A 24,828-nucleotide genomic window follows, 5' to 3' on the forward strand; every position below is an offset into this window, starting at 1 on the left:
TCCCAAATGGGACGGGGACTTCTTCGAAGGGCCGGTCCTTGGCCGCTAAAGTGGGACCCGCACATTAAGGAGTCCAACTTTTGGGGACCAGTTCATCCGCCGGGCCCTTCTTTAATTGGGGGAATTTTTGTCGGATTATGGCCCGCCCAGGAAACAACGCGCCTCCAGGTTCGCCGCAGGCACCAAGCGGAAGGTTGGGGTTGCCGCCGTCGCGGCCTCCTTTTGCATTCATTGTCGGGTGTTCCGCCGGGTCGCCGGGGACCACAACGCAGGAGCCGCAGGCTGGTTGGAACGAAACTTCGGCGGCCACAGCCAAGGCGACTGAAGCCGCCAAGCCTTCGCCGCCGCCGTCGGGCGCCCCGCTGGATCCCGAGACGCCATACCTCGTGGCGAATGGGGTCAGCGTCACGGCTCCGAAGACGCAGCCCGCCTTCGCCACCAAGGCGGTTGACCTGCTCGCGACCCTGCCGATCAAGGGCAGGGCACCGAAGACGGGATATGACCGTGCCCTGTTCGGCCAGGCCTGGGCGGACGTTGACCGGAACGGCTGCGACACCCGGAACGACACCCTTAAACGCGACCTGACGGGCATCACCTTCACCAACAGCGTCCCGTGCAAGGTGCAGTCCGGAACGCTGGCAGACCCCTACACGGGCACCAGCATCAGCTTCCTCCGGGGCACCTCCACCAGCACTGCGGTCCAGATCGACCATGTTGTTGCCCTCAGCGACGCCTGGCAGAAGGGCGCGCAGCAGTTGAGCACGGAACAACGGACAGCCTTCGCCAACGATCCCCTGAACCTCCAGGCGACGGACGGCCCAACCAACATGAAAAAGGGCGACGGCGACGCGGCCACCTGGCTGCCGCCGAACAAAGGCTTCCGGTGCGAGTACGTTGCCCGGCAGATCTCGGTGAAGGCCACATACAGCCTGTGGGTGACCCAGGCGGAACACGACGCGATGGCCAGGATCCTCGGCGACTGCTCCGGCCAGGTCGCACCGACCAACGAGCAGGCACCGGCCGCAGCGCCGGCTCCAGCACCCGCACCCGCACCAGCACCCCCACCCGCCGTTGCAGCTGCACCGGTGGCTCCCCCTCCCGCAGCGGTGGCACCAGCCCCCGCCCCTATTGCTCCCGCACCGGTTGTGCCGGCACCTGCTCCAGCGGCACCGGCCGCCGCCTATTACGCCAACTGCACGGCTGCCAAGGCCGCCGGCGCGGCTCCGATCTTTGCGGGGCAGGCCGGCTACCGGCCCGCGCTTGACCGCGATTCAGATGGTGTGGCCTGCGAAAGCTGACCACGCGCCAATCACTCCACTATTTACAAACTTTCCGAGGGGAAAAATGAAAAAGACTCTGACATTAGTTGTGCTGAGCGGCCTCCTGCTGACTGGATGCAGTGGCAAGGCGGCAGGAAATGCAACAGCTGTAGCAGCGGTTGCAGATGCTGTCACGGTCCCAGGGGTCATGGGAATGACCCTGGACAGAGCTACGGATCAACTGGAAGATCTCGGACTCAAGGTCGAGGCAGTGGACACCGTTGACGGCAAGTCAATCATCGTAGACAAGAACTGGCAGGTGACGTCCCAAGACCCCGCGGAAGGTGCAAGCGTGGCAAAGGGTTCCACTGTGCATCTAGGCGTCGGGAAGGCTGCCGACAAAGCTGCGGAAGATCAGGCCGCCGCAGACAAGGCAGCTGCTGAGAAGGCGGCGGCAGAGGCGGCTGCTGCAGCAAAGGCTGCGGCTGAGAAGGCTGCAGCGGATCAGGCCGCCGCGCAACTGGTCGCCGAACAGGCTGCTGCCCAGAAAGCGGCGGCCGAGCAGGCAGCGGCCCAGCAAGCGGCAGCACAGACCGCAGCGCAGCAGGCCGCGAAGCCAGCACCGGCTCCCGTCGCACCGGCGCCTGCCGCACCTGCGGCCGCCTACTTCGGCAGCTGTGCTGAAGCCAAGGCAGCCGGGGCTGCGCCGCTCTTTGCCGGGCAGGCCGGCTACCGGCCCGCGCTTGACCGCGATAAGGACGGCGTAGCCTGCGAGAGCTAGCCACGGTCTGAGTCAACAGGAATGCCGTGGATACCTTCTCCCTGAGGGTATCCGCGGCATCTTTGCGTCTTTCAAGTGCCACTTAGAACGCCAGCGCGACCAGCGCCACCAGCGCCGGGACCGTTGCACCGAGCGTGCCGGGGATGCTCTCGCCCTTGCGGGGGTAGTGGCCCAGGGCGTCCGCCAGCAGCATGGTGGATCCGCCGAGCACCATGTTCGCGCAGCAGTAGATCACCAGCGTGTAGCCCACCACCAGGTACCCCAGGTTCACGGCCACTACGCCGGCGATGACGCCCAGTCCGATCAGGAGGTTGCGGAAACCCGTGGGGATGGCCCACATCATCACGGCTGGCACGTTCTGCGGGGGTGTGCTGAGGAACTTCTGCGCCCCCGGCCGGTGCATAAAAAAGCTCTCCAGCGGAAATACGGCGATGTGGATCACGGCGGCCAGCACCGCGAAAACCTGGGCTACGGCGTTCATGAAGGAAAAGTACGACGCCGGCACTCGCTGCCGCGATCCCCTCACCGGGGGTTTGGGGAGAGGCCCTTAACCCCCGGTTTGGGGGATTGCGGTCCTCCGGGCCGATCGGATACTGGATGTATGTGGGAGGAACGCGCTGAGCGTGCGCGGCGGGAGATCGCCGCACTGGCTACCGGCGGCCTGGACGTAGCCGACCTGTATGCGTCCGCGATGGCTGTTGTGCGGCAAACCGTGCCGTTCGAGCAGGCCTGCTGGGCCGGCGTCGACCCCGAATCCCTGGGGATGACGTCCGTGACCAACTGGCGTCCATGGCCGGTCACGGACGAATATGCGGCCCGTTTCGCCCAGTCCGAATACACCGGCCGGGAACCCAACACGTTCGCCGAGTTGCTGCAGCGGCCGCGGCCTGTCGCGAGGATTTCCGATGCACCGCACCGGGAAGTGGTCCGCAGTATCCGGATCAACGACCTGCTGCTGCCGCTGGGCCTGGACCACGAGCTGCGCGCGGCGTTCCGCGTGGACGACGCATGCTGGGGCGTGGGCAGCCTGTTCCGCGAGTCCGGCCATGACTTCACGGACCGCGAGGTGGAATTCCTCGACGCCGTGACGGCGACCCTGGCGGCGGCCACCAGGATCGCGGTGAGGGCCGCCCACCAGGCCCGGCCCGCCGCCGTCGGGCCCGTGATTGTCCTGGCCGGACCGCACGGTGAACTGCAGGCGGCAACGCCCGCTGCGACGTCCTGGCTGGCCGAGGTGGAGGACGCGGCGCCCGGCCGGTTCAGCATGACGCTGTATGCCGCGGTGGCGCGGGCGCGCGCGGCGCCGTCGGGGACTGCACGGGCGCGGATGCGCGACGCCGGCGGCAGCTGGGTGGTGCTGCAGGCCAGCCGCCTCATCATGGGCGACGACCCTGAACAGATGGTGGTCACGGTGGAACCGGCCACCACGCACGACCTGGTCAGCTTGCTGCTGGCGGCCTACGGGGCCACCGCCCGGGAGCGGGACGTCTGCGTGGAGGTGCTGTCCGGGAGTACGACGGCGGACATCGCCCGGCACCTGTTTATCTCCCCACACACAGTCCACGACCACCTGAAGGCGCTGTTCGGAAAAGTGGGCGTGGGCAGTCGCGGCGAGTTGGTGGCAAAGCTGCTGGTGTGAAGGTGCCCGTCAATTTCCGGGCTCTGGGAACGAGAGGTCGGGGGACTGCTCGTCCGCGGTCCCATGCTCAATGCGCCAATACGCCGTAAAACGAGATGCCGGGTTTCGCGTACTGGCAGCGGTGAAATCTGAGTCGATAGCGTGAATGGTCTCCGGTTGCTCCCAACCGTTGATGCTTTCAGGAGTCTCCTCCTTCAACCAAGTCCGCAAACGGTCCTGAACTGGCCGCGTTGCTTGGTCGACGACGTCCTCCATTGCCGAAATCAGACCCGAGAAGTGTTCTGCAAGGACAAGGGGCATCGGATGAGTGATCGACAGCCCTATGACATCCACCGGTCGGCCTGAGGCATCCAGGATTGCGACCGCAAGCGGCGTGGCAAGAGCCGACTGCGAGTGCGCCACGGTCCTGTTGCGGTAAATCCGAATGGTGTCGTGAACCGGTTTGAGGGCGGGCGGCACGGGTGGGATGCCAGGCATTTCGTCGAGGCGGGCGCGAACGTTGGAGTGAATGAACGGGCGAATATAGGCAGTGACCGCGTGCGATGTCAGTGGCCCCCACAGGTCGGAGCCTTCACCCGCTGCGAAGCCCAGGGCCAACGTATGCGAGGCTTCCGAGAGATCGCTGGCGTGGCTGGTCAGTTCCGCCAACAGCCTGGCGTCGGTTGAGTCCGGTAGAACCGCTATGCGCGGTCGGGGGATGGTCACGGAAGTTGTTGCTCCTATTTTCCCTAGGTCCATACATGCCGGTTACCTAAGCTTAGGAGCCGGTGTTATTTCCGTTTGCTTGATAGGCGAAGATCCTGCATGGAAGAGTTACGCGCATGGCGACCTTCACCGGATCCGAAGACCTGCAGGGTGCTCAATTTTTTGACGTGAACCTGCGTGGGGCCCGTTTCGTCCGAAGTGATCTGTCCGGTTCCGTGATGCGAGGCGTGGACGTGGAGCGTGCGGACATCGACGCGCCGTGGCTCCTGGAAGGCAAGAGCTTCCTGCGGATCAACGGCGTGGACGTGGCTCCTTTCGTGGAAGCCGAACTCAATCGCCGCTTTCCCGGCCGTGAAACCAGGCACGCCCGGGATCCTGAAGGCCTGCGCGAGGCCTGGGCCATGCTGGAGCGGACGTGGGCGGCCACGCTGGAGCGCGTCGCAGGCTTGCCTGCTGGCACTGTCAACGTATCGGTCGACGGCGAGTGGTCCTTTTCCCAGACGCTCCGGCATCTGGTGATGGCCACGGACAAGTGGCTGGGCAAGGGCATTCTGGAGGAGGACCAGCCCTACCACCCAATTGGCCAACCCAATGTCGAGTATGAGACCGATGGCCTGGACATGTCGGTCTTTAGCACGGCCGCACCGTCCTATGATGACGTGCTCGACGTCCGGGCAGGCCGCGTCGCCATGGTGCGAGAGTTCCTCGCCGGCGTCACCGCGGTGGACCTGGCCAAGACGCACGAAGCCCCCGATGAGCCGCAATACATGGTGACCACACTCGAGTGCCTGCACACGATCCTCCACGAGGAATGGGAACACCACCGCTTCGCCGTCCGCGACCTTGACGCGATCCAGGCGGAACGTAAGGGATAAGACACTGGGGTGGGATAGGAACCTCGGCCTCCGGAGAGGCAAAGGATGCGATCCCGGACTTCGAGGGCTCAGAGTGGATATTGAATACCTGGCGGGTTAGTAGCCGTGCGGTGAACCATCTGCGTCAAAATCCGGCAACTCATGATTTTGAGGAGGAGCCTGCAATGCGTTCCGCCAGCAAACGGGCTATGGCAAAGCTCCTCGACTCCGGCTTTTCCTGGTCGCTGCCCTCCAACTCGGCCTCAACTCGGCCCCATCGGTGCAGTTCGTCCAGGACGAACCGCCACGCCGCCATTGGCAGCGCGATGCTGAACTCATCGTTTGTGGGCGGCCAGCCGACCAGCCCTTCCCCACTTCTTAGATGAAGACGCGCCGCCTCCCAGCCTGCACGACGGACTCGCCGGCCTTGGTCGAGCACGCGATCGTCGCCGTCCTCTGCAGCAATGTCAACACTGTTATCAATGGTCGCGTCAATGATCTGCCAATCACCGACACTAATAGTTACCTCAACCGTTTCGGCTGAATTCTCTGATTCCGGATACGACATAGTCTCAGCCTGCCGTGACCCACCTTGTTGGTGAACAGGCGCGCCGTTGGACTGCTCGTTTAGGGAACGCTTATCGTCTCAGCGATGAACGGAACTCGCAGCGTGCCGCAACACCGAGTGATGCTGGCATTCTCAGCCAGCATCGCAAAGTGTCGGCGCGTGGAATCGACGGTCCCCGCCCTCCGGAGAGCCAACGAACCGTCTCGTCGTCCTCACCAGCGAGCGTGCGCTTTGAGCGCCGCGGTTCAGTCGCGCAGTGGTGATCCGACGACGTTAAAGCGAAACCCGCCGAAAGCGCCGGACAGAAGCGGCCGTGCGGCCGCAATAGCCGCTTGGACCTCCGGCAGCGCGAGTGAAGTTTGATGCGCTTCCGCGCTTTCCCAAAGTTCCACGACGAACACCGTATCGACGTCGTCGTCGCTCACCCCCACCTCATACGCTAGGCAACCGATCTGTTTCAGGGTGTCACTGCGCCGAGTCAGATGAGCCACCAGCTCATCACGCTTACCATGGACGACACCAAGTGTTCCCGCGCTTGCGAAAGTCATGGCCCAACCCTACCCACGCTGAGGAATGTAGGCCGTCGACGGTGACCAGGCCGACGCCTTCCCCAGGTCGCCGCTCGAGACTCTTCATCCAGTGGCGGGATACCCTCGGGGGTGAACTCTCTCCAGGATCAGATAGGCGCCGTCCTCATGGGCGGCCAGCTTGGTGGCCGTGATCGCCTGCCTGACTTCGTCGTCGTCGAGCCGACCAGGATTGATCTGCAGCTCGAGCGCTCCAGTCAGGATCTTGGCAGGAACATCGGATCACGTTTCGGAACACAGCTCCACGAGATCCTTAGCTGGCTTCGAAGCCCGCGCTTATCCGAGGTCGGGCGCTCAGCGCCTGGTCTCGTACCTGGTCAGGATCACACCGTCGGGAAACGTCCGGGTCTCCACCAGGTTCAGCTTCACCCAGTGGTCCAGGGCTGTGAAGAACGGCGTGCCGCCCCCCACCAGGACCGGATGGGTGACCATCACGTACTCGTCGATCAGCCCGGCCCGCATGGCCGCCGCGGCGAGTGTGGCACCGGCGATGTCCATGGAGCCGTCGTCGTCGGCCTTGAGCCGGGTGATCTCGGTGACCGCGTCGCCGGTGACCAAACGGGTGTTCCAGTCGACCGTGCTGGTCGTCGACGAGAACACCACTTTCGGCATGGCCCGCCAGCGGCGGGCGTACTCAATGTGCGCAGGCGTGGCCCCCGGCTGCTGGTCGGCCGTCGGCCAGTGGGAACTCATCGTCTCCCACAGTTTGCGCCCGTACAGCGCCAGGCCCGTCGCCCTCACCCGTTCGGACCACCATTGGAACAGCTCGTCGCTCGGTAGGCTCCAGCCGAGGTCGTCGCCGGGTGCGGCGATGTAGCCGTCCACGCTCACATTCATGGCGAAGGTCAGGTTGCGCATGGCGTCAGTCTCCCGTGAGTCGGCATCCGTTGTACAGACCAGTACCGGCGCGGAGAAAGTCACCGCTCAGGCCACGCCGGGGGCCAGTTGAATACGACGCCAAGCAAATGCTCCGGTGGAGGGATCCCTCATGGCGACGCTTGCTGCCGCAGCCACTCGAAGGGGGCCCGGGATTTTTCTAGATGGTCACGAAGAATCGCTCTGAAGCTCGAGCACACCTAGGGGCGGCAAAATAGCCACCATCTGATTCATCGGGGACCCGATTCGGTGGAACAGGACCTTGTGCGGCGGAGTGTCCAGATGTTGTTGTCGTGGTGGCGTTCGTACGTGAGGATGTCGACCGCGGCCTTTGCCAGTGCGAGGCCGCGGCCGCTTTCTGCGAAGGAATCCGGCATCGTCGCCGCGTCGAGGTTTACGTGGGCGATGAGACCGTCGTCCCTGAGGTGCGCTTCGAGGCGGTCCGGGTAGACCTCGAGGGTGAGATTGCAGAGGGTGCTGCCCTCATCGTTGCCGTGCCGGATTATGTTGGCAGCGATTTCGATGACGGCGGTTTCGAACATTGCCCGGTCCAGTTCGGACACGTCCGGTGAAGTGTCCCACATCTCGGCCAGGAGGTTGTGGACTTTCCCCAGGCATTCGGGGTCCGCGCAGGCGTGGAGCTCGTGGATCTGGAGTGGTTCGGCGGTCATTTCTCACCGTCTTCTGTCGGGGGTGTAGCCCTTATAGAGGGCGGCTCGGATGATCACGCTGAGGAGCACGAGGTCGAAGGCGACCCAGGCGATGTTGACCAGGGTTCCGGCGGGTGCGCCGGCGCCGACGAACATCCGGATGAGCCCGGTGACGGCGGCGATGACAAGGGCGGCGATGGCCACGAGTTGGGGGCGTATCAGGGACCAGGGCGGACCGTCACCCTGGCGGGTCTTCGGGGTGACCGCGAATCCGAGGTCGCGGCCGCCGTCGTGCATGCCTTGATCCAGATGGGGAAGAGCGCAATGCTGTATTGCTGTCCGCGCCAGGTTTTCCTGCCGCGGGCGGCAACGAAGAACAGGACCTGGTTCACCACCAGGAAGGGGATCAGCCTGGCGAAGAAGTCGACGCTGAATGCAGCCACTGGCAGTACTCCAAAGCACAGGAAGATGATGGGGGCTGCGATGTAGACGACGGCGGCGAAGCCGGAGAGGTAGCTCCACATCGTGGAGAAGTACATGAGCCGCTGCCCTGCACTGAGGCCATTCTGCAGGAGCGGGTTTTCTCGAAAGAACACCTGCATCGTGCCCTGCGCCCAGCGCAGCCGCTGGGTCAGCATGGTGCGGAGGTCCTCCGGTGCCAGACCCTTGGCCTGGATCTCGTGGTGGTAGACGCTCTCCCAGCCCTGTGTGTGGAGGCGCATGCAGGTGGCCATGTCCTCGGTCACTGAGTTTGTGGCCATCGGCATGACGGGTATGGCTTCGTCGGAGCGGTCGACGTCCAGTGCCTGGACCATTTTGCGCACCGATTTGATGGCGCCGATGGGTGACCAGTCCCGCTGCGCCAGTCTGTCGATCGTGGCGTCGTCGATGAAGACAGTCCTGTTGTCTCCGGAGAGGCTGCCGATCTCGTCCAGGTCTGCCTGCAGCGATGCGACATCGGCCGTCACGATGCTCCTGGCTGCGGCATCGACCTTTCGCTGGAAGTCATACGTGATGCTGGCGACCGGCCTGTTGTCATGCAGGTCCTTCCGGGCGTTGCGGACGGCCATTTCCACTTCCTCGAGTGCCTGGAACACATGGGGTCCGGTGGCTGCATGTTCGGTGCGTGCTCTGGCGATGACCTTGTCGGCGGCTCTCAGGGTTTGCCTGACGGTGGTCCGGACGCCCTGGACATAGCCGGTGATTCCGATCTGCATGAGGGCTTCGCGCCGGATCATGGCGTTGGAACCGCAGAAGAACGCGGCGTTCCAGCCGTCCTTGCCCTGCTGGATCGGGCCGTAGAAAAGTGGTGCCTGGCTGCCGAGGATGTCCTCGTCGGTGACATTGTGGAACCACTGCGGGGTCTGCACCAGGGCAACCTTTTCGTTGGCGAAGTGACCCAGCATGCTGTGCACGATTCCCGGTTCCGGGACCTGGTCCGCGTCCAGGATGAGGAGGAACTCGCCCTGCGTGGCGGCCAGGGCGTTGTTGAGGTTACCCGCCTTGGCGTGCCGGCGGTGGTTCTCCCAGTCGGGGGAGCGGGTGATGTAGCCGATGCCGGCTGATTCGGCAGCGCTTTTCATGGCGTGCCGGCCGCCGTCGTCCAGGATCCAGGTCTTGTGCGGGTAGCTGATACGGCTTGCGGCGAGGGCCGTGGTCATGACGAGGTCGATGGGCTCGTTGTAGGTGGTAATGAACACGTCCACCGTGAGGTCTTCGGGTGGGGCAGGCGGGGTGTCGCGTACGCGCAGCTTCCACATGGTTAGCCCGAAGAGGAAGGCATCGACGAGGCTGTAGGTTTCGACCATAACCAGCGGCACGCTGATCCAGGCTGCGGACCAGTTCACCGAGAACAGCCACCGCCACACCATGTAGTTCACGCCCAGGATCAGGGTCAGGGTTGTGAGGATCCTGACGACGAGTTGGTGGTTCACGGAGCGACCCTTTCAAACATTGGGTTCCGACCGGTCACCCCGCACCCGCCGCAGCAGAGCGGGTGCGGGGCGACTCAGTCGTGTCTCGGACTTGGCGTTCAGCGGGCCGCCAGGGCCGTGCGGAGGGCGTTCGTCGAGGCTGTGGAGCTGTTGATGCGCCAGTCGACTTCTTTGTTGTGGTGGAACCAGACAAAGCCGGTGACGTCGGACTGCGCTGCCAGGTAGGAGACCAGGGCGGTGTTCCAGTTGGCTTTGGACCCGCCGGCTTCGGCGGAGGCCGTCTCGGAGATGATGATCGGCTTGCCGGGCGCGAGGCTGCGGAGCGCGGTAAGGCCATCGCCGAACAGGGATGACGGGGATGTCCAGGAGCTCCAGGACACTGCAGTTCCCCAGTTGTAGCCATCCAGGGCGACGACGTTGACGTAGGCGGCGCCGGGGTAGAGCCCGGTCAGGGGCGTGGAACCCCAGTACGGGACGTTCGGGCTCCAGACCCACTGGACGTTGGTGGCGCCGGTGGCGGCGACGACGGCATGGACGTGGCGCCACGCGGCGACGTAGTCGCCGGCGCCGTTGCCGTTGGCAGCTTCAGCCCAGGGGTACCAGTTGCCGTTCATTTCGTGGGCAAAGCGGAGCATGACGGGCTTGCCCCAGGTCTTCAAGGCGTTGCCCCAGCCCTGGATGTAGGAGTCGAAGTCACCGGCGGTGATGCGGTCCAGGGCGTACGCGGGCTGGTTGGCGCCGTTTCCGCTCCAAAGCCAGGGTTCCCAGGTGATCAGGCTGGTGGCGCCGCGGGCGTCGACGGCGTTCAGGTCTGCGATCGGGGCAGCCTGGCTGAAGTCCTTGTAGGACATGATGATCGACGGGTTTTCATTGACCAGGGAGGCGACGGCGTCCAGCTCGCTGGCAGCCAGCGGCCCGCCGGGGGTGGACACGCCGAACCGGAGCGGGTCGGAGCTGATCGGCGGGGTGAGAGTTGTCGCCGACGTGTTCGTCCGGGCGGCCATCGTTATCGGTGCAGACCCTGCGCCTGCGCTGTCACGGCCGGCATTGAGGGAGGCTGGGCTGTACGTGACGGTATACGCCGCGGATGCCGATGACTTGCGTGCCGTGGCCGTCACGACAACGGTTGTATCGGTTGTGGCCGGGATAACCACATCGGCTGTGAAGGAGCCGTCAGCTCCGGCAGTGAACGGGACAGAGGATGAACCGGCCGTCAGGTTCCCGGAGGACTGGCGGGCAAAGCCGGCGCCGGTCACGGTCACAGACGCTCCGGCGGGCCCCGCTGAGGTACTCAGGGTGATCTCTGCCCGTCCTGCAGCCTGCGAGGGCACTGCGATGCCTAACAAAGCAGCCAGTGACAACACCAGCCCGGACACTAGTAGCTGTATCAATCGATTCTTATGCACAAACACTCCCCAGCGTCGGTAAATAATAGGCCCCGGTGGCGGGGCGAAGGTTCTGCCTCAGTGGCCTGGTCGGACACGCATCATGAGATGCGTTCAATGGCTACCGAGCCCGGATAGTTCCCCATTCAAGGCCTCAACAGCTCGCTTTGAAAGGAATCCCGGGACAATGGTCGCAAACGGCAGAGGCCTCCGGCCGGAATTGGGAGGAATCCTTCGTAAACCCTGTGCTGGCCTTAGCGAATCTTGAGCAAACCGAGACAAACCTGTGCCCGGTCTAGGCGCGGAAGCGAGCTCAGATCACGGCGGCTCGTGCGTCCACGCCCCGCTGTCCCGAAGCCGACGTCGGTCTTGGCAGGAACTGAGAAGTCCACCTACTCCTTGGCTAATGTAGTCACGTCGTCCAATTGGGGTGTGGGGCGGCCGCGTTCTCGGCCAAATTGGCACGACCATGACAGTCTTGGACGCGGTATCGGGCAACAGCCAAAGAGAGAGCGTGGGGTCGCGATGCCGGTAGAGAAAGCAGACCAGTCGGAGCCGATTAGGGTTGTCCCACCAGACCAGTGGCCGGCCATGCCGATCCAGCCCCCAGCCGGCTATTGGTGGCGCATCACCCGGCGCCTCATCATGGGTGTGTTCGTCGCCATGGGAATTCTCATTATTGTGGCATTTGCATCTTTGGGTGACAGGTCTATCGCCCAGCTGGTTCCACCGGTACTTACAGCGTTATTGGTGCAAGGGGTTGCAGGTATCCTCCTCTGTATTATCGCGGCGCGGCCGTACAGAAAGGAACGCCGTCTGGGGTACACGACGTGGCCCTCGGGCAAGGAGCTCAACCAACGCTGATGGACCCCATGGGTCCCACCCAGCCATAGGCGGAGCAAAGTCCGAATCAAACCTTCCGTCCCCGTTAGGGGAACCATTTATGGGACGAAGTGAGTTAGGGCGTAACCTCTTCCTCGACCCCGGTTGCCGATGCCCGTCCGCAGGCCGCGTTCGAGCCACCAGACGAGGTTCTGGCCACGGCAAGAAGCCGCCATGAATGTATGTGATGTTCGGACTGTCCCCGTTGGTTTCAGTTTGGAACGCTTCGCTCGCGACGTTTTAGTTCCAATCAAGCAAGCGTCGCTTGGTAGAAGCAGACGAGGGCGCAGGCAAAAGCTACCACGGATATCAACGTTTTCAGCGAAGTGTCCCATTCGAAGAGCACAAGGCAGGAGAGTACGAGGCTTGTACCAATGAGAAAGCGGCTCAATCTTAAAGAACTCAATTGAGCAATTGATGATTGTCGAATCTTTTCTCGATTCATATCTTAAGGTAACAGCACTCATCGGAACTTCGAGAGCTTCCGGCGGCTCCGGGTTAGGTGCCAGCAAGCCAGTAGCGCCTGCCGACCCGCTCCTTCGTTCCTGCACGGAAGCCGGTCCCCAGCGGGGCAAAGGCCCCCCAAACTATTCGGATCATGATTCGCCGGTTTACCGCGGCCCTCCGATTCCCATAAGACCCGTCCGAGAAAATGCCCGGTGATGGGGGATACGTCAGCCGGGCCTTGAACGGGCAGTATCAGGGGAACCTAGACGCAACCGGGCGAGCAGCCACACCGTCCGCGGAACCGGCCAGAGGAGCGCCAGCGCGAGGACCGGCACGAGTGAGACGCCGACGTCGGGGAACTGGCGGATGATGACGAACAGGTGGGTGTCGAACCGCGCGGGGGCGTAGGCCAGGCACAGCCAGATCGCAAACGCGTCGAGGGCGAGGGCGACGACGGCCCACACCAGGGGAGCCCAGCGTTTCCGGGCCGCAGCACGCCTCGGAAGCAGGAACCGGAGCGCAGCCCACAGGCTCACCAACTCCGCCAGCAGAAGCACAAAAGCGACCGCCCAGCTGTAGCGCTGCAGCCAGTCCTCGAACACCACCGCCGGCACGGGGGACTGCCCATAAAGGATCCGGAGCACGTTGGTGTCGATGGCCTTCAGCCGCGATGGGGCAGCGGTGTCATTGCCGTTGATAACCAGGGCGACGCCGAGGCCCGACTCCGGAACCATGGCCAGGTACGTGTGGCTGTTGCCCCATTCGCCCTGGTGTTCCACGAGCCGCGGCAGGGCTGAATCCGGGACGGGAGGTGCGGCGGGATCGGCGGATTCGAACAGTGGCCGGGTGAACCAGCCCATGGCGTAGCCCTTGGACCCGTCCACTTGCACGCGTGGCTCGAACATCGCCGCCACGCTCCCGGGCTGGAGAATCCGGGCATCGCCGTACCGTCCGTCGTCGAGCAATGCTGTCAGCTGATGCCCCAGATCCTCGGCCGAAGCATACAAAGTGGAGGAGGGCATGCCGGCGGCGGGTACTGGCACATTTGTCCTGAGCCAGAACGAACCGAACCACCGGGAATAGCCGGCCGCCGCGTTGTCCGCGCGGGCGGCGGCCCGGGTCGTATGGCTGTGAGCCATCTCCAACGGCCCGAAGACGTGCTGTTCCAGATAGTCTCCGAAGGGCTGGCCGGTCACGGTCTGTACCAGGACACCCAGGATGTTGAAGTTGGCATTGGCGTAGTGGAACGCCTCGCCGGGCGCGCGATCAAGGGGAGCACCTGACAGGGCACGGACCCCTTCCTCGAGGGCCTCCGGACCTTGCGCGTCGGAGGCCTCGAAGGCCGTGTCTTTCGAGGACATGCCGCTGGCTTGGTGGAGCAGGTGTCGGACGGTGATCGCCGACGCTCGGCTGTCATTCATCGTGAACCAGGGCAGGTAGCTCTGCACCGGCTCATCCAGCCGCAGCCGGCCGGCTTCCACCTGCTGCATCACGGCGATGGCCGTGAGGGACTTGCTGGTGGAGGCCAGCAGCACCGGTGTCTGGGTGGTCATCGGCCGCCCGGAGTCATCGGCCCGGCCAAATGCGGCCGAGTGCACTTGTACGCCGTGCTGGACGACGGCGACGGCGGCACCCGGGATCCCGACGTCGTCGAGCTGTTCCTGCAGGTAAGAGTCCAACGCCCTGTAGGCCTGCTCGGGACTAGTGGGCGCTGCGGGCCTCGGAGGTGCCGGTGCCGGCGTCGTGACGCCGAGGATCCCCACGGCCAGCAAGCACAAGAGGAAGCAGCGCGCTGACCTGGAAACAGTTCGCATGCCCACACCCGCGTTCGGCCGACCGTCCTTTCACGGTATGGCCGAGCCAAGCGGAAAACAATGCACGACGCCGGGATCGCCGCTTACGCCCGCGGGAACCCGAGGTAGCGCGGCACCCTTTCCGCGTATTCCGCGTAGGACTGCGGGAAAAGTTCGGCGAGTATGGCCTCCTCGCCGAGGACAAAGCGGTGTTCCAGGAGCACTTCGGCCGGCAGCGTCGCGAGGACCCAGGACGAACCGGCCAAGGTTCCCGAGCCGAGTTGGAGGAACCACCAACCCACATACATGGGGTGGCGGGTGATCGCATACGGACCGGTGGTGACCAGTTCCTCCGGCCGCTCCAGTGCGAAGGGGCCTGGTGCGCGGCGCCGCCGTTCAGCCAGAGCCCAAAGATTCAGGCCGACGCCGGCAAGCACCAGCCCAGCCCCTGCCGTTCGGTGCAGGGCGCGGGAGCCGGGAAGCGGTATTGGACGGATCCGGTCAAGGAGGAAGTCCACCGTTATCGCGGCCACGGTGGGAAGCGGCAGCGGGAGGTTTTCATAGGCCTCCTTCAGCCGTTTGGCCACGGCGCTCGCAGAACGATCCGTCACAGTGTTTCCGACGGACGGAGGGCATCGGCGAGGGAGCGGAAGAACGCTGCCGCGTCATCGGCGATCCGGTCCGGGACCTCCCAAAGGACCACATGCGCCACATCGGGGTAGACCTTCAATACCGAGCGGGGGATTCGGGCGGCCAAGGTTTCCTGGTCGGTGCGTGGCAGCAGGTTGTCCTGGGCGCCCCACAGGATCAGCGTGGGCGCCTGGATGGTGCCCGATTCCGTGGGCGGAGTGGCTTCGCATAGCCCGTTCAGGATGGCCTTCCACGCATGGGCAGGCATCCTGAGACCATCGCGCACCAGGTTGTCGATGTACCAGGCCGGAGCCTCGTGTACCAGCGGAAACCAGGTCAGCGAGTCTCGGACCCAGTCCTCGTCGAGGGGGTCGGTGAGTTTGTCCACTTCGTCGGCGAAGGCAGGCCGCCCCTGAAGGCTCACGGGACAGCCCGCCAGCACCAGCGCCGCCACCCTTTCAGGATGGACGACGGCGAGCTGCTGGGCCACGTAACCGCCGCTGGAAGAGCCGACGACGTATGCCCGCGGAACGTTGAGCGCGTCCAGGATCGCGGCAGCATCCTCAGCCTGTTCCTCCAGGGAATAGCCGGCCTGCGGTTTGTCCGCTTCGCCCTGTCCGCGAAGGTCCGGGGCGTAAATCTGGAAACCGGTGAGGAGGGGTATCAGGCGGTCAAAGCTCCGGCGGGACTCACCCCACGCATGCAGAAGTAGCAACGGTGGGTCGCCGGCGCCGCCCTGGACGCGGCACGGCACAGTGATGCCGGTGCGGAGCCGGAGATCCCGGACTTCGGGTTCCATAGTTTTAGGGTACGCCGGCCGTTAATACACCGGTTCGGTACCTTGGTGCCGTACGCTTTCCGGCATGGGACTAATCATCACACTGCTTATTATTTGGCTCGTTCTGTCGATCCTTGGCTTCGTGCTGGAGGGCTTGCTGTGGCTGGCCATCATCGGCCTGGTGCTGTTTGCCGCTACAGCTGTCTGGGGCTGGGTGAAGCGAAAGGCCAGGGCCTGACTCCTAAACTCATCCTGCCGGGGGCCAGCCATGTCCCGGCAGGACAGAATCAGTAAAGGATGCGCTGGTACAGGACGTGATCCTGCCAGGATCCCGCGATCCTGAGGTAGCTCGGCGCCAGCCCTATGTCTTCAAACCCGGCGCGTTTCAGGATTTTCTGCGAGGCGGCATTGTGCGGGAGCGTTGCGGCCTGGAGGCGGTGCAGCCCCAGTTCTCGGCGCGAGAAATCGGCAGCGAAGGCGACGGCTGAGGAGCCGATGCCGCGGCCGTTGAATTCCTTGTCCACCCAGTAGCCCAGGTGCGCGCTGAGGAACGGCCCGCGCACAATCCCGGTGAGGGTCAGCGCGCCGACAACGCTGTCCCCATCCAACAGAACAAACGGGACTTCGGAGCCCTCCCCGTGCTGGGCGAGTTTCGAGGCGATGATCTGGCGTTGCCTCGCGGCGGTGAAGAACTCGTCCTCCCGTTCCGGTTCCCAGGGCGCAAGGTGGTCCCTGTTGCGCTGATAGGCGGCCGCCATCGGTTCGGCATCGGAGGCGCGCAGCACCCGCATATCAATGCTTCCGGTCAGGGAATAGGTCTTTGCAGTCACTCCGCGAACTATAGCGGGCGGCCTTCAGGAGGCGGACGTCCGGGAGGCCCAACGGCCGGTAGGATCGGAGAATTGCCGCAGGTCGGCCGCACTTTTGGGGGAACACCGTGAAATTCATGCCACTGCGCCGCGCCATCGGCACGGCCCTGCTTGCCGCCGTCGTCAGCGTTCTCGCGCCCGCCGTCGTCAGCGTTCCGGCCGCTGCCGACGACGGGACGGACGCAGGCCCGATGATCGGCATCGGCATCCAGCCGCTCGGGATAGCGGAAGGGCCGGACGGCACCCTCTACGTCAGCGATTACGATTGGTCGGGCGGAATCAGCGTCTACCCGCCGGGGGAGACGCAGCCGTCCCGCACCATCAGGACGGGGCGCTCCCCGTCGTCGCTGGCGGTCACCCCGGACGGCACGCTCTACGTGACGCAGGCCGATGAGTCCGGGCAGGCACAAATCGGCGTGGTGGCGCCCGGCGCCGATGAAGCGGCCCTGGCCATCAAGGTGACCTCCGGCCACCACTGGCTCACGGTGGGGCCGGACGGATCGCTCTACGTTGCCAACCCGTCCGAGGGGTCCCTGTCCGTGGTCCTGCAGGGCGAGGCCTGGATCAAGCGCACCATCCAGGCGGGGCCGAATCCGGTGGAGGTGGCCGTGGCCGTGGACGGTACCATCTACGCCACCAACGAGCTTGAGGGCACGGTTACCGTGGTGCCCGCCGGCGCACCGGCCCCCTCGCACACTATCGACATCGGCGCGAAGGCCCATCCGCATGGGATTGCCGCCGCTTCGGACGGGACCGTCTACGTGGCGAACATCCTCACCGACGACGTCGCGGTCATCCAGCCAGGCGGCACGGCGGTGGCACGTCGCATCCCCGTGGGCACGGCGCCGCAGGAAGTGGTGGCCGCTCCGGACGGGACGGTCTATGTGACCAACAGTTTGGATGACACGGTCTCGGTCATCCAAGCGGGCGCGTCCGCTGTTTCAATGACGGTTCCCACCGGTGACGACCCCGGCAGGATGGTGGCCAGGGCGGACGGCACTGTGGTGGTGGTGAACCGGCGCGGGAGGTCCCTCACGGTGATTCCCGCAGCATCGGGGACGGCCGCACCCGCGCCCACCGGGGCCTCTTCCGCGGAAGCGGCGGCTGAGGCGGCGCCCCAAGGGGTTGCCGGGACGTCCGACGGCGGCACTCCGGGTCCCAGCCTCCCTGCGGTGGCCGCGGGCACGGCAGCTGTGCTGTTGGCCGGCGCCGCCACGCTCGTTGCCGTGCTTCGCCGGCGGCGAGTGAAGAACATTGCCGGCCGCCCGTCGTCGGCCTGGACGTTCGAGTAGAGCCTCCCGAGGCGGCGATCGTCGAGCGGCCGGATGATTGGCCCTCGGCAAAGCAGGTTTGCGTGGGTACGGTTGGCTCATGCAGAAGATATCGATCGATGCCCTGGCCCGCCAGCAGATCACGGCCGCCGTGGCAGCCCCCAGCGGGAGGGCGGCGGACACAGCCTACGGCGGGCACGAGAAGATGCTGCGCCAGACTGTCATGGCCTTTCGCGCCGGCACACAGCTCAGCGAACACCAGAACCCCGGCGAGGCAACAGTCTTTGTGCTGAAGGGATCGGTGTGGCTCAAGTCAGGCGGTGAGTCCTGGCAGGGCAAAACGGGAGACCTCCTGATCGTGCCCGAAGGCCTGCACAGCCTGGAAGCCGAAGAGGATTCCGCAGTACTGTTCACGGTGGTCAAGACCGATCGGTAGACCCAGCCGGCAGGAGCGCCCAACACTGCAAACAACCTGGGCCTGCCTGCCTCTTCTGTGGCGGGCAGGCCTTCGCCCGATAAGCTTGGCTGCTAGTGGATGCTGGGGGAGCAGAAATGGAACCAATCACTGTTGATGGCGGCAAGGGCACCATAAAACTCGGTGCCGATGGAATCATCCACCTTGTCTGGAAACCCGGGATCATCCTGGACGGCGTTGACGTGCATGCGGCCATGGCAAGGTTGACAGAAATTACCGACGGCTCCGAATACCCGATGTTGGTGGACATGGGGAGGACTAAAGCCGTCACCCGGCAGGCCAGGGACGTTTTCAAGATTCCCAGTGCCGCTTCGCGAATTGCCTTGCTTGGCTCCAGTCCTGTGGACCGGGTCATTGCCAACTTCACCATCGAACGGCAGGCCCTGCCGTGTCCCACGCGCTTTTTCACCTCCCGCGATGAGGCCCTAGGCTGGCTTCTCCAGATTCCGCCTTCATAACCCTGGGCTGCGGGCACGATGGCCATGGCACCAGAGCGCAGTCCGGCAGAACCGCCGCCCTGAGCGTCGCAAGACCGGGATCCCGAGCTGGCCGGTGGATCCCTTGAAGGACTTTGCCTCAACGGCGTATTCTGCACGGAAAGTCAGCGGGATGTGCCGGCCTTGGCATGGGAGGTGACGATGAATCTAGTCAGTCAGATTATTGCCGGGGCCACGGCCCTTGCCCTGATCGGCGTCGGCCTGCTGGAGATTTTCTTCCACGGCAATCGGCGCTTTTACTGGCTCTTTTTGATCAAACCCGAGGACGTTGCCGCCGTGCGCATGTGGGCGATGAACATTGGCGCCTACAACATCGCCTTTGGGCTGGGAATCGCCTCAGGGCTGTGGATGGTGAACTTTTCCGGCAATGCCGCCGGTGGATCGGCAATCGTTATCTTCTGTTGCGCGAGTCAGTTCATCCTCGGCATCTGGCTGTGGATCACGGAGAAGCGTCTACTCCTCAGTGCCATCGGACAGGCCCTCATCCCCGGCCTTGCAGTGGTCTTCTACCTCTTCTTCCGGTAAAGCCGTTCCCTCTGTAGATGCCGGCGGGGGATTGGCTACCCACAAGAGTCAATGATCTGGCAGGCCGTGCCGAAGGCTCGTCCGCGCCTGGTGGTCCACTTACCGCGTGCCCGGCCGCTTCTCAACCGGCCGCGGGCTCTTCCATATAGACTCGCGCGGGCCCGGCGGGTACGCAGCCGTCTTTCCGGCCCAGGCGATCACCAGTGCCGCGATGACCGGCAGGGCCGCCGCGGCGGGTACCAACAAAGGCCCGGCCACCACCAGGGCAGCTGAGCCGTAGAGTGCACCGATGGTGATGCCCAGCTGGATGGTCAGGACAGTCAGCCCGTTCGCGGCGTCCTTGTTTTCGCGGCCGGCCCGGAGGATGGCCGATTGATTGTAGATGCCGATAGCACCGAGCCCGGCGCCCCAAACACTCATCAGCACCAGGGCGAAGGCAAGGCTGCCGCCCACAAACGGCAAGAGCAGCATCGAAACGGCGATTGCCGCCGTCGTAATTAACAGCGAGCGGCGCGGGTGGGAATCGACGGTGAGCCCGGCGATCCAGATGCCCACCAGGCCGGAGACGCCCAGGACTGTGAGGGAGAGGGTGATGGCGTAGTCGGGCAGGCCGGCGTCGCGGATGTACGGGGCGATGTAGGTGAAGAGCGCGAAGTGCGCCAGGACCAGCAGCGGCCAGGCGATGGCCACCGGCTTCACGCCGGGCTGGGCGATGGCGGCGCGCAGGGAGGGACGGGCCTCGCCGGCAACGCGCCGGACGGACGGCAGGAGGAAGAACCCGAGGAGGGCAAGGGCCAGCCCGAAGCCGGCGAGGGCAAGGAATGCCGCGCGCCAGCCGAGGAACGTGCCCAGCGCGGTCCCGATCGGCGCGCCGATGGCCAGGCCCAGGCTGTTGCCGCTGAAGACGATGGCCAGCGCCTTGCCCACTTTGTCGGCAGGGACCACACGGGCAACATACGGGGCCATGGTGGTCCAGAGCAGTCCGTGGGCGAGGCCACCCACCAGCCGGGCGATCATCGCGGCGGTGAAGTCGGGGGCTAGGCCCACCAAGGCGTTGCTGATGGTAAATGTCAGGACGAGTGCCACGAGCAGCGGCCGCCGCGGCACCTTGCCCAGCAGCCGGGCGGCTGGCACCACGGTGATGACGATGACGGCGGCGTAGGCGGCAGCGAGGTATCCGGCCACCGGTTCGGAGACGTTCAGGCCGGTACTGATCTGGGGGAGCAGGCCGGAGGGGAGGAGTTCGGTAGTGATGGCGGTGAAGGCGATGGCGGCAAGGACCATCATGGCGGCCAGCGGGAAACGCTGGGCAGCCGGCGCGGAAGTCGCGGAGGACATGGGAAAGGGTTCCATTCAAGGAGGAGGGGATGGAACCGGGCTCTGCGGGCCGAACAATTCCTCCATAAGTTTACCCGCTGAACGAACGTGTTACGTGCACGGGCGAGGTGCTGGAACCAGCTTCGCGGACCGGCCGCGGTGGCAGGCAAACAAGGGAAGTACGACGGCGGCGCGCAGCTTCTGGGTGCTGCTAGCCGTTCGCGCGGGCGGCTTTCTCGGTGGCGGCCAGCATGTCGGTGAAGGTCGCCGTCAGCATCTTGTCGATCAGCGGTCCGGTGAGCCGGCCGAGGGGGCCGCCGCGAGGCACATAGCGGTAGTCGAAGGTGGCCAGGGTCCCGTCGCCGTCGGGCTTGAGGATGAGCGTGGACTCGGCCCGCTTGAACGGCACGGACGCGCTCGGCTGGTTGTGGGTGTCCATCCTGCGCCCCTCCTCCCAGATGGTGACGGTTTCCTCCATGCTGCCCATCGGCTTCAGCTCGACCCGGCGCCGGGCGCCCAGGCCCATGGTTTGGTCGCTGATGGCTCTCGTGGCCTTGAGGCCGTCCCAGTGCTTCGCGAGATTCGGGAAGTCGGCGTACAGGGCCCAGACGGAACCCGTGGGCGCAGACATACGACGTTGGACCCTGATGTGACGTTCGGGCATGGGAACCACTCCAAATGTTGAGTCAGCCGTAGGGCAGTGCGCTGTCCCAATCCCATGATCCCGCCGGTACTCGCACCTGCGCAATCAACGTGGAACGGCCGGGCCTTGGTCAGTTCACCGGCATCATCCCGGGCCTCCAAAGGCCAGCAGCGGCGCTCCATTGACAGCCCTAAAGGCCGGTGGGACGCTCGACTCATGTCCCGAGGGAGAACAGCACGTTTCCGGAACATCCAGCCCTTCGGCATCGAGAAAGCCGCGGCTGCTGCAGGCCATGATTCCGGTGTCCTGCGGATGGAAAACCTCGACACGGACATCGCCCCGCCGCCGTCCGCCGTGGCCGTGACCCGGGAAGCTGTCGGACGCCGGGATGCCAACAGCTGGTTGCCGTTCACCGGGCTCGGTCAGCTGCGCGATGCGGTGGCGGATCAACTCAGCACGCAAACGGGCCGCCGCTATGACCCCGCCACGGAAGTGGTGATCGCCGGCGGCGCGCTCGCCGGCCTGCTCAGCACCCTTCTGGCCACGGTCGATCACGGCGACGAAGTGGTTGTCACTGATCCCACGTACGCGGGGTTCATCAACCGCATCAGGCTCGCAGGCGCGACTCCCGTCTCCGTGCCGCTCATGGTGGTGGACAGTCACTGGCGGCTGGACCTGGACAGGCTGGCTTCCGCTGTGACGAAAAAGACGCGCGCCCTGCTTCTGATGAGTCCGTCCATGCCGTCCGGGCATGTGTTCACCGACGCCGAGTGGAACGCCGTTTCCGAAGCATGTGCTGCGGCCGACTGCTGGTTGCTCTACGACGCGGCCATGGACAGGATTCTCTTCGACGGCCTGCAGTCTCGCCATCCGGCGTCATTGGAGCAGTTGGCGGAACGCACCATCACGCTCGGCGGAGTGTCCAAGAATTACAGGATGATCGGTTGGCGCGTCGGTTGGGCGGTTGGGCCGGCAGAGGTGATGAGGGACGTGGCGCTTGCGGCTACCTACAACACGACTGTGGCCAGCGGCTTCGGACAACTTGGAGCGGCCGCCGCGCTCTCGGCATCCCGGGACGGCGGCCACGACGACGGGGTGGCGGCCGCTGTGGCGGACTGGCAGGCACGCCGGGATCTGATTCTGCGGGAACTGGAAGGCCTCCCGGTGGTTAAGCCCGACGGCGGCTGGTCGCTCCTGGTGAACGCGGGCGCGCTCGGATTGAAAGCGCCCGAGCTCGCGCAACGGCTGCTCCAGCACGGACGCATTGCTGCCACACCGATGACGGAGTGGGGGCAGCAGGTGGCACCAGAGTACGTCCGCTTGGTCTTTGCGACCGAGCCGCTGGAACGCCTGACGGGAATCGGGGAACGGTTCCGCGCGGCGTTGCGGTAAGCCTGGTCTGGCGTGCCTGGTCTCGCTCCCTGCCCGCCCTTGATTAGCTAGCAGCCTTCATGTGGGACATGGTAGGCCGCTACTGGGTATTCCGTTGGGGTGAAGCGCTGGGGTGCTGATGCTTGGCCTGGTGGCAGTTCAGTTATCAGTGTGCGACAGGTGTCGCTCACTTGTCTGAGCATGAGCATGAGCATGAGCGTGGCGGTGGTGCTGAGTCCGGGCGCCTGCCCCGGGACGGTCGGCTGCTCGCCCTGTTCGCCAGGAGACGTGGCAGGCGCAGGCGGGGACGCCTCTAAGATGAGGCATGAACTTGGGAGACGTGCTCTGGACAGTTGTGGGGGCCGGGCTGATTTTGCTGATGCTCGCCGACGTTTTTCACACGCTCCTTTATCCGCACGGTTCCGGTCCTGTAGGCCGCACGATCATGCGCGGCTTCTGGCTGCTGTCGAAAAGACTGCGCGGCCGGGCCTCCACCATCGCCGCACCCTTGGCGATGGCTGCTGTCATCGGTGCTTGGGCGGGCTTGGCAGCCATCGGCTGGGCCCTGCTGTACTTGCCCCACCTACCGGAGGGTTTTGTGTATGGAGTCGGCGTTCCGCAGCGGGCTGACTTTGCCGAAGCGCTCTATATATCGCTGGTGACCCTCTCCACTGTGGGTTTCGGTGAAATCGTGGCAGCGCATCCGCTGCTGCGGCTGGTTGCCGCCTCCCAGGCAGTGACCGGATTCGGTTTGCTGACCGCAACGGTCTCCTGGATCTTGCAGACGTACCCGGCCCTCAGCCGTCGCCGGGCCCTGGCCCACCAGCTGAACTTGTTCAGGGAGGCTGCAGGTCCAGCGGGCGTGGCGTCACTGGATCCGAGGCATGCGGCCGGGCTCCTGGAATCAATTGCCAGAGCTGTGGCTTCCGTGAGCATTGACCTGCTGTCCTTCCACGAGACCTACTACTTCCACGAGGTGGAGAAGCGGGGTTCCCTACCGGCCACGGTTGCCTACGCCCACCACCTGGCGTCGGAGGCCCAGGGCAGCAAAAGCCCTGAGCTGCAGTTCGCCGGTCGGATGCTGCACGCGGCGTTGGACGATCTTGCGGAGGTCCTGCGCGGTAAATTCGGCCATTCAGGATCAACGTCGTCCGCGGTGTTCGACAGCTACGCGCTGCACCATAGGCACCGCCAGCCGGGCGAACCGGACACGAAGTAGCCCCCAGGGACCGTACTTCGGGGGCCGGGTCGGTTCGCTGCCTCCGAGTCAGGGCCTGTGGTCCTGGCGGTAGACATCCGGTACGCCCAAGCCCCCGAACGCGCCAGGAAGACCAGCACATTCCTTCCCGCTACAAAGGGCATGCATCGATTAAATTCCCGCGGGGGACTGGGTGGGACCCATACGTTATCCGCGAGTATTGACTGCCCGTAGCCCGAGGAATAACGTCTGCTTTAGCGGGGTCATCCACCCCGTTACCACGGGATAAGGGGCCGGATCTGGGCCGCTCCTGCACGGCGATGGAGCCAGGTGAGGAGGATTCTGTGTGGACGTCATCCTGCACCACAGGCACCCGGGATACGAGTGTGCCCGCTGGTGGTCGCGGTAGTCCGTACCTCCTCCATGGCGTGTTGCTCCGTAAGAATGACGGCGTTGATTGCACTCGGCGCGATGAACAGCCGATGGGATAGAAATCCAGGAAAGGAATGACCATGCCGAAGTATCTGTTTGAAGCGACGTATGTGGGCAACGGGATCAAGGGGCTCATGCAGGAAGGCGGTACCAAGCGGCGTGAGGCCCTGACGGAGGCCCTCAAGTCTGTCGGCGGATCGCTGGAGAGCTTCTACTACGCGTTTGGTTACTACGACGTCCTTGGCGTTTTTGAGGCGCCGGACGATGCAAGTGCTGCAGCACTGTCGCTGCTGATCAATTCGACCGGTACCGTCAACGTTCGCCTGAAGCCGCTCCTGACGGTGGAGGACATCGACGAGGCCGCCAAGAAGACGCCGAACTACCGGCCCCCGGGACAGTAAAGCCGGGACAGTAGGGGAGCCTGGCACCTGGCCAGCGGCCGCCGTCGTGAGAGTACGACGG

At 64.7% G+C, this 24,828-nt stretch carries 25 protein-coding genes and 1 pseudogene; 12 read left to right on the forward strand and 14 right to left on the reverse strand.

Translation table 11 applies throughout. The annotated features are described in order from the left end of the window. Window positions 1-386 precede the first annotated feature (386 nt). Window positions 387-1,298 carry a DUF1524 domain-containing protein gene (locus ACFC25_RS21785; RefSeq protein ID WP_376049028.1) on the forward strand — a complete coding sequence of 304 codons (912 nt, stop codon included), beginning with the start codon at window positions 387-389 and terminating at the stop codon, window positions 1,296-1,298. Between the two features lie 46 nt (window positions 1,299-1,344). Continuing rightward, window positions 1,345-2,040 (forward strand): excalibur calcium-binding domain-containing protein, encoded by a 696-nt coding sequence (locus tag ACFC25_RS21790; protein WP_376049031.1) that lies wholly within the window; start codon window positions 1,345-1,347, stop codon window positions 2,038-2,040. 82 nt (window positions 2,041-2,122) lie between these two features. Here the strand turns inward: ACFC25_RS21790 and ACFC25_RS21795 are convergent, their stop codons facing one another. After that, a complete protein-coding gene (locus ACFC25_RS21795; RefSeq protein ID WP_337346488.1) occupies window positions 2,123-2,521 on the reverse strand; it encodes a DUF1304 domain-containing protein in 399 nt (132 codons plus the stop codon). Between the two features lie 120 nt (window positions 2,522-2,641). Here ACFC25_RS21795 and ACFC25_RS21800 point away from each other — a divergent pair, with 120 nt between their 5' ends. After that, window positions 2,642-3,679 (forward strand): response regulator transcription factor, encoded by a 1,038-nt coding sequence (locus ACFC25_RS21800; protein ID WP_376049034.1) that lies wholly within the window; start codon window positions 2,642-2,644, stop codon window positions 3,677-3,679. A gap of 9 nt (window positions 3,680-3,688) precedes the next feature. On the opposite strand, the gene ACFC25_RS21805 is transcribed toward ACFC25_RS21800, so the two are convergent. Next, window positions 3,689-4,384, reverse strand: coding sequence for a hypothetical protein (locus ACFC25_RS21805; protein ID WP_376049037.1), 696 nt, complete (start codon window positions 4,382-4,384; stop codon window positions 3,689-3,691). Between the two features lie 116 nt (window positions 4,385-4,500). Here ACFC25_RS21805 and ACFC25_RS21810 point away from each other — a divergent pair, with 116 nt between their 5' ends. Next, on the forward strand, window positions 4,501-5,259 hold the full coding sequence (locus ACFC25_RS21810; RefSeq protein ID WP_376049040.1) for a DinB family protein: 759 nt from the start codon (window positions 4,501-4,503) through the stop codon (window positions 5,257-5,259). 139 nt (window positions 5,260-5,398) lie between these two features. On the opposite strand, the gene ACFC25_RS21815 is transcribed toward ACFC25_RS21810, so the two are convergent. The 9 genes and pseudogenes from ACFC25_RS21815 to ACFC25_RS21855 form a co-directional block, all read right to left on the reverse strand. Then, on the reverse strand, window positions 5,399-5,806 hold the full coding sequence (locus ACFC25_RS21815) for a hypothetical protein (RefSeq protein WP_376049042.1): 408 nt from the start codon (window positions 5,804-5,806) through the stop codon (window positions 5,399-5,401). 245 nt (window positions 5,807-6,051) lie between these two features. After that, window positions 6,052-6,354: a putative quinol monooxygenase gene (locus ACFC25_RS21820; protein ID WP_376049044.1), complete on the reverse strand. Its 303-nt coding sequence runs from the start codon at window positions 6,352-6,354 to the stop codon at window positions 6,052-6,054. A 333-nt stretch (window positions 6,355-6,687) separates the two neighbouring features. Beyond that, a complete protein-coding gene (locus ACFC25_RS21825) occupies window positions 6,688-7,251 on the reverse strand; it encodes a dihydrofolate reductase family protein (RefSeq protein ID WP_376049083.1) in 564 nt (187 codons plus the stop codon). Between the two features lie 248 nt (window positions 7,252-7,499). Next, window positions 7,500-7,940 (reverse strand): ATP-binding protein, encoded by a 441-nt coding sequence (locus ACFC25_RS21830; RefSeq protein ID WP_376049047.1) that lies wholly within the window; start codon window positions 7,938-7,940, stop codon window positions 7,500-7,502. A gap of 3 nt (window positions 7,941-7,943) precedes the next feature. Continuing rightward, window positions 7,944-9,790, reverse strand: a pseudogene (locus tag ACFC25_RS21835) (glycosyltransferase family 2 protein). A 161-nt stretch (window positions 9,791-9,951) separates the two neighbouring features. Beyond that, on the reverse strand, window positions 9,952-11,184 hold the full coding sequence (locus ACFC25_RS21840) for a glycoside hydrolase family 26 protein (RefSeq protein WP_376049049.1): 1,233 nt from the start codon (window positions 11,182-11,184) through the stop codon (window positions 9,952-9,954). Window positions 11,185-12,794: 1,610 nt separating this feature from the next. Next, window positions 12,795-14,381 carry a serine hydrolase domain-containing protein gene (locus ACFC25_RS21845; protein WP_376049052.1) on the reverse strand — a complete coding sequence of 529 codons (1,587 nt, stop codon included), beginning with the start codon at window positions 14,379-14,381 and terminating at the stop codon, window positions 12,795-12,797. Between the two features lie 83 nt (window positions 14,382-14,464). Beyond that, window positions 14,465-14,971 (reverse strand): methyltransferase family protein, encoded by a 507-nt coding sequence (locus ACFC25_RS21850; RefSeq protein ID WP_376049055.1) that lies wholly within the window; start codon window positions 14,969-14,971, stop codon window positions 14,465-14,467. Then, window positions 14,968-15,789: an alpha/beta fold hydrolase gene (locus ACFC25_RS21855; protein WP_376049058.1), complete on the reverse strand. Its 822-nt coding sequence runs from the start codon at window positions 15,787-15,789 to the stop codon at window positions 14,968-14,970. The genes ACFC25_RS21850 and ACFC25_RS21855 overlap by 4 nt, the downstream gene beginning before the upstream one ends. A 64-nt stretch (window positions 15,790-15,853) precedes the next feature. On the opposite strand from ACFC25_RS21855, the gene ACFC25_RS21860 reads away from it, so the two are divergent. Further along, window positions 15,854-16,006, forward strand: coding sequence for an LPXTG cell wall anchor domain-containing protein (locus ACFC25_RS21860; RefSeq protein WP_337346504.1), 153 nt, complete (start codon window positions 15,854-15,856; stop codon window positions 16,004-16,006). Between the two features lie 49 nt (window positions 16,007-16,055). On the opposite strand, the gene ACFC25_RS21865 is transcribed toward ACFC25_RS21860, so the two are convergent. Further along, window positions 16,056-16,598, reverse strand: a complete 543-nt coding sequence (locus ACFC25_RS21865; RefSeq protein ID WP_376049061.1) for a GNAT family N-acetyltransferase — start codon at window positions 16,596-16,598, stop codon at window positions 16,056-16,058. Between the two features lie 116 nt (window positions 16,599-16,714). Between ACFC25_RS21865 and ACFC25_RS21870 the strand changes: the two genes are divergently transcribed. The 4 genes from ACFC25_RS21870 (at window position 16,715) to ACFC25_RS21885 (ending at window position 19,405) form a co-directional block, all read left to right on the forward strand. Beyond that, window positions 16,715-17,929, forward strand: coding sequence for a hypothetical protein (locus ACFC25_RS21870; protein WP_376049085.1), 1,215 nt, complete (start codon window positions 16,715-16,717; stop codon window positions 17,927-17,929). A gap of 79 nt (window positions 17,930-18,008) precedes the next feature. Then, on the forward strand, window positions 18,009-18,344 hold the full coding sequence (locus ACFC25_RS21875) for a cupin domain-containing protein (protein WP_376049064.1): 336 nt from the start codon (window positions 18,009-18,011) through the stop codon (window positions 18,342-18,344). Between the two features lie 116 nt (window positions 18,345-18,460). Beyond that, window positions 18,461-18,841: an STAS/SEC14 domain-containing protein gene (locus ACFC25_RS21880; RefSeq protein WP_376049067.1), complete on the forward strand. Its 381-nt coding sequence runs from the start codon at window positions 18,461-18,463 to the stop codon at window positions 18,839-18,841. A 180-nt stretch (window positions 18,842-19,021) separates the two neighbouring features. Next, window positions 19,022-19,405, forward strand: a complete 384-nt coding sequence (locus ACFC25_RS21885) for a DUF1304 family protein (RefSeq protein WP_376049070.1) — start codon at window positions 19,022-19,024, stop codon at window positions 19,403-19,405. 99 nt (window positions 19,406-19,504) lie between these two features. On the opposite strand, the gene ACFC25_RS21890 is transcribed toward ACFC25_RS21885, so the two are convergent. Together ACFC25_RS21890 and ACFC25_RS21895 are read right to left on the reverse strand one after the other, a co-directional pair. Next, complete coding sequence (locus tag ACFC25_RS21890; protein ID WP_376049073.1) at window positions 19,505-20,743, reverse strand: MFS transporter; 1,239 nt, start codon at window positions 20,741-20,743, stop codon at window positions 19,505-19,507. Window positions 20,744-20,933: 190 nt separating this feature from the next. Beyond that, window positions 20,934-21,386: an SRPBCC family protein gene (locus ACFC25_RS21895; protein ID WP_376049075.1), complete on the reverse strand. Its 453-nt coding sequence runs from the start codon at window positions 21,384-21,386 to the stop codon at window positions 20,934-20,936. 195 nt (window positions 21,387-21,581) lie between these two features. Between ACFC25_RS21895 and ACFC25_RS21900 the strand changes: the two genes are divergently transcribed. The 3 genes from ACFC25_RS21900 (at window position 21,582) to ACFC25_RS21910 (ending at window position 24,767) form a co-directional block, all read left to right on the forward strand. Then, the gene (locus tag ACFC25_RS21900) at window positions 21,582-22,757 is read left to right on the forward strand and encodes a pyridoxal phosphate-dependent aminotransferase (protein WP_376049078.1); all 1,176 of its coding nucleotides are present in this window, start codon (window positions 21,582-21,584) and stop codon (window positions 22,755-22,757) included. A 304-nt stretch (window positions 22,758-23,061) separates the two neighbouring features. Continuing rightward, window positions 23,062-23,955 carry a potassium channel family protein gene (locus ACFC25_RS21905; protein WP_376049080.1) on the forward strand — a complete coding sequence of 298 codons (894 nt, stop codon included), beginning with the start codon at window positions 23,062-23,064 and terminating at the stop codon, window positions 23,953-23,955. Window positions 23,956-24,446: 491 nt separating this feature from the next. After that, a complete protein-coding gene (locus ACFC25_RS21910; protein ID WP_337346513.1) occupies window positions 24,447-24,767 on the forward strand; it encodes a GYD domain-containing protein in 321 nt (106 codons plus the stop codon). Window positions 24,768-24,828: the final 61 nt, after the last annotated feature.

Source organism: Pseudarthrobacter sp. NPDC055928 (genome assembly GCF_042270935.1).
In the GTDB taxonomy this organism is placed as follows: Bacteria; Actinomycetota; Actinomycetes; order Actinomycetales; family Micrococcaceae; genus Arthrobacter.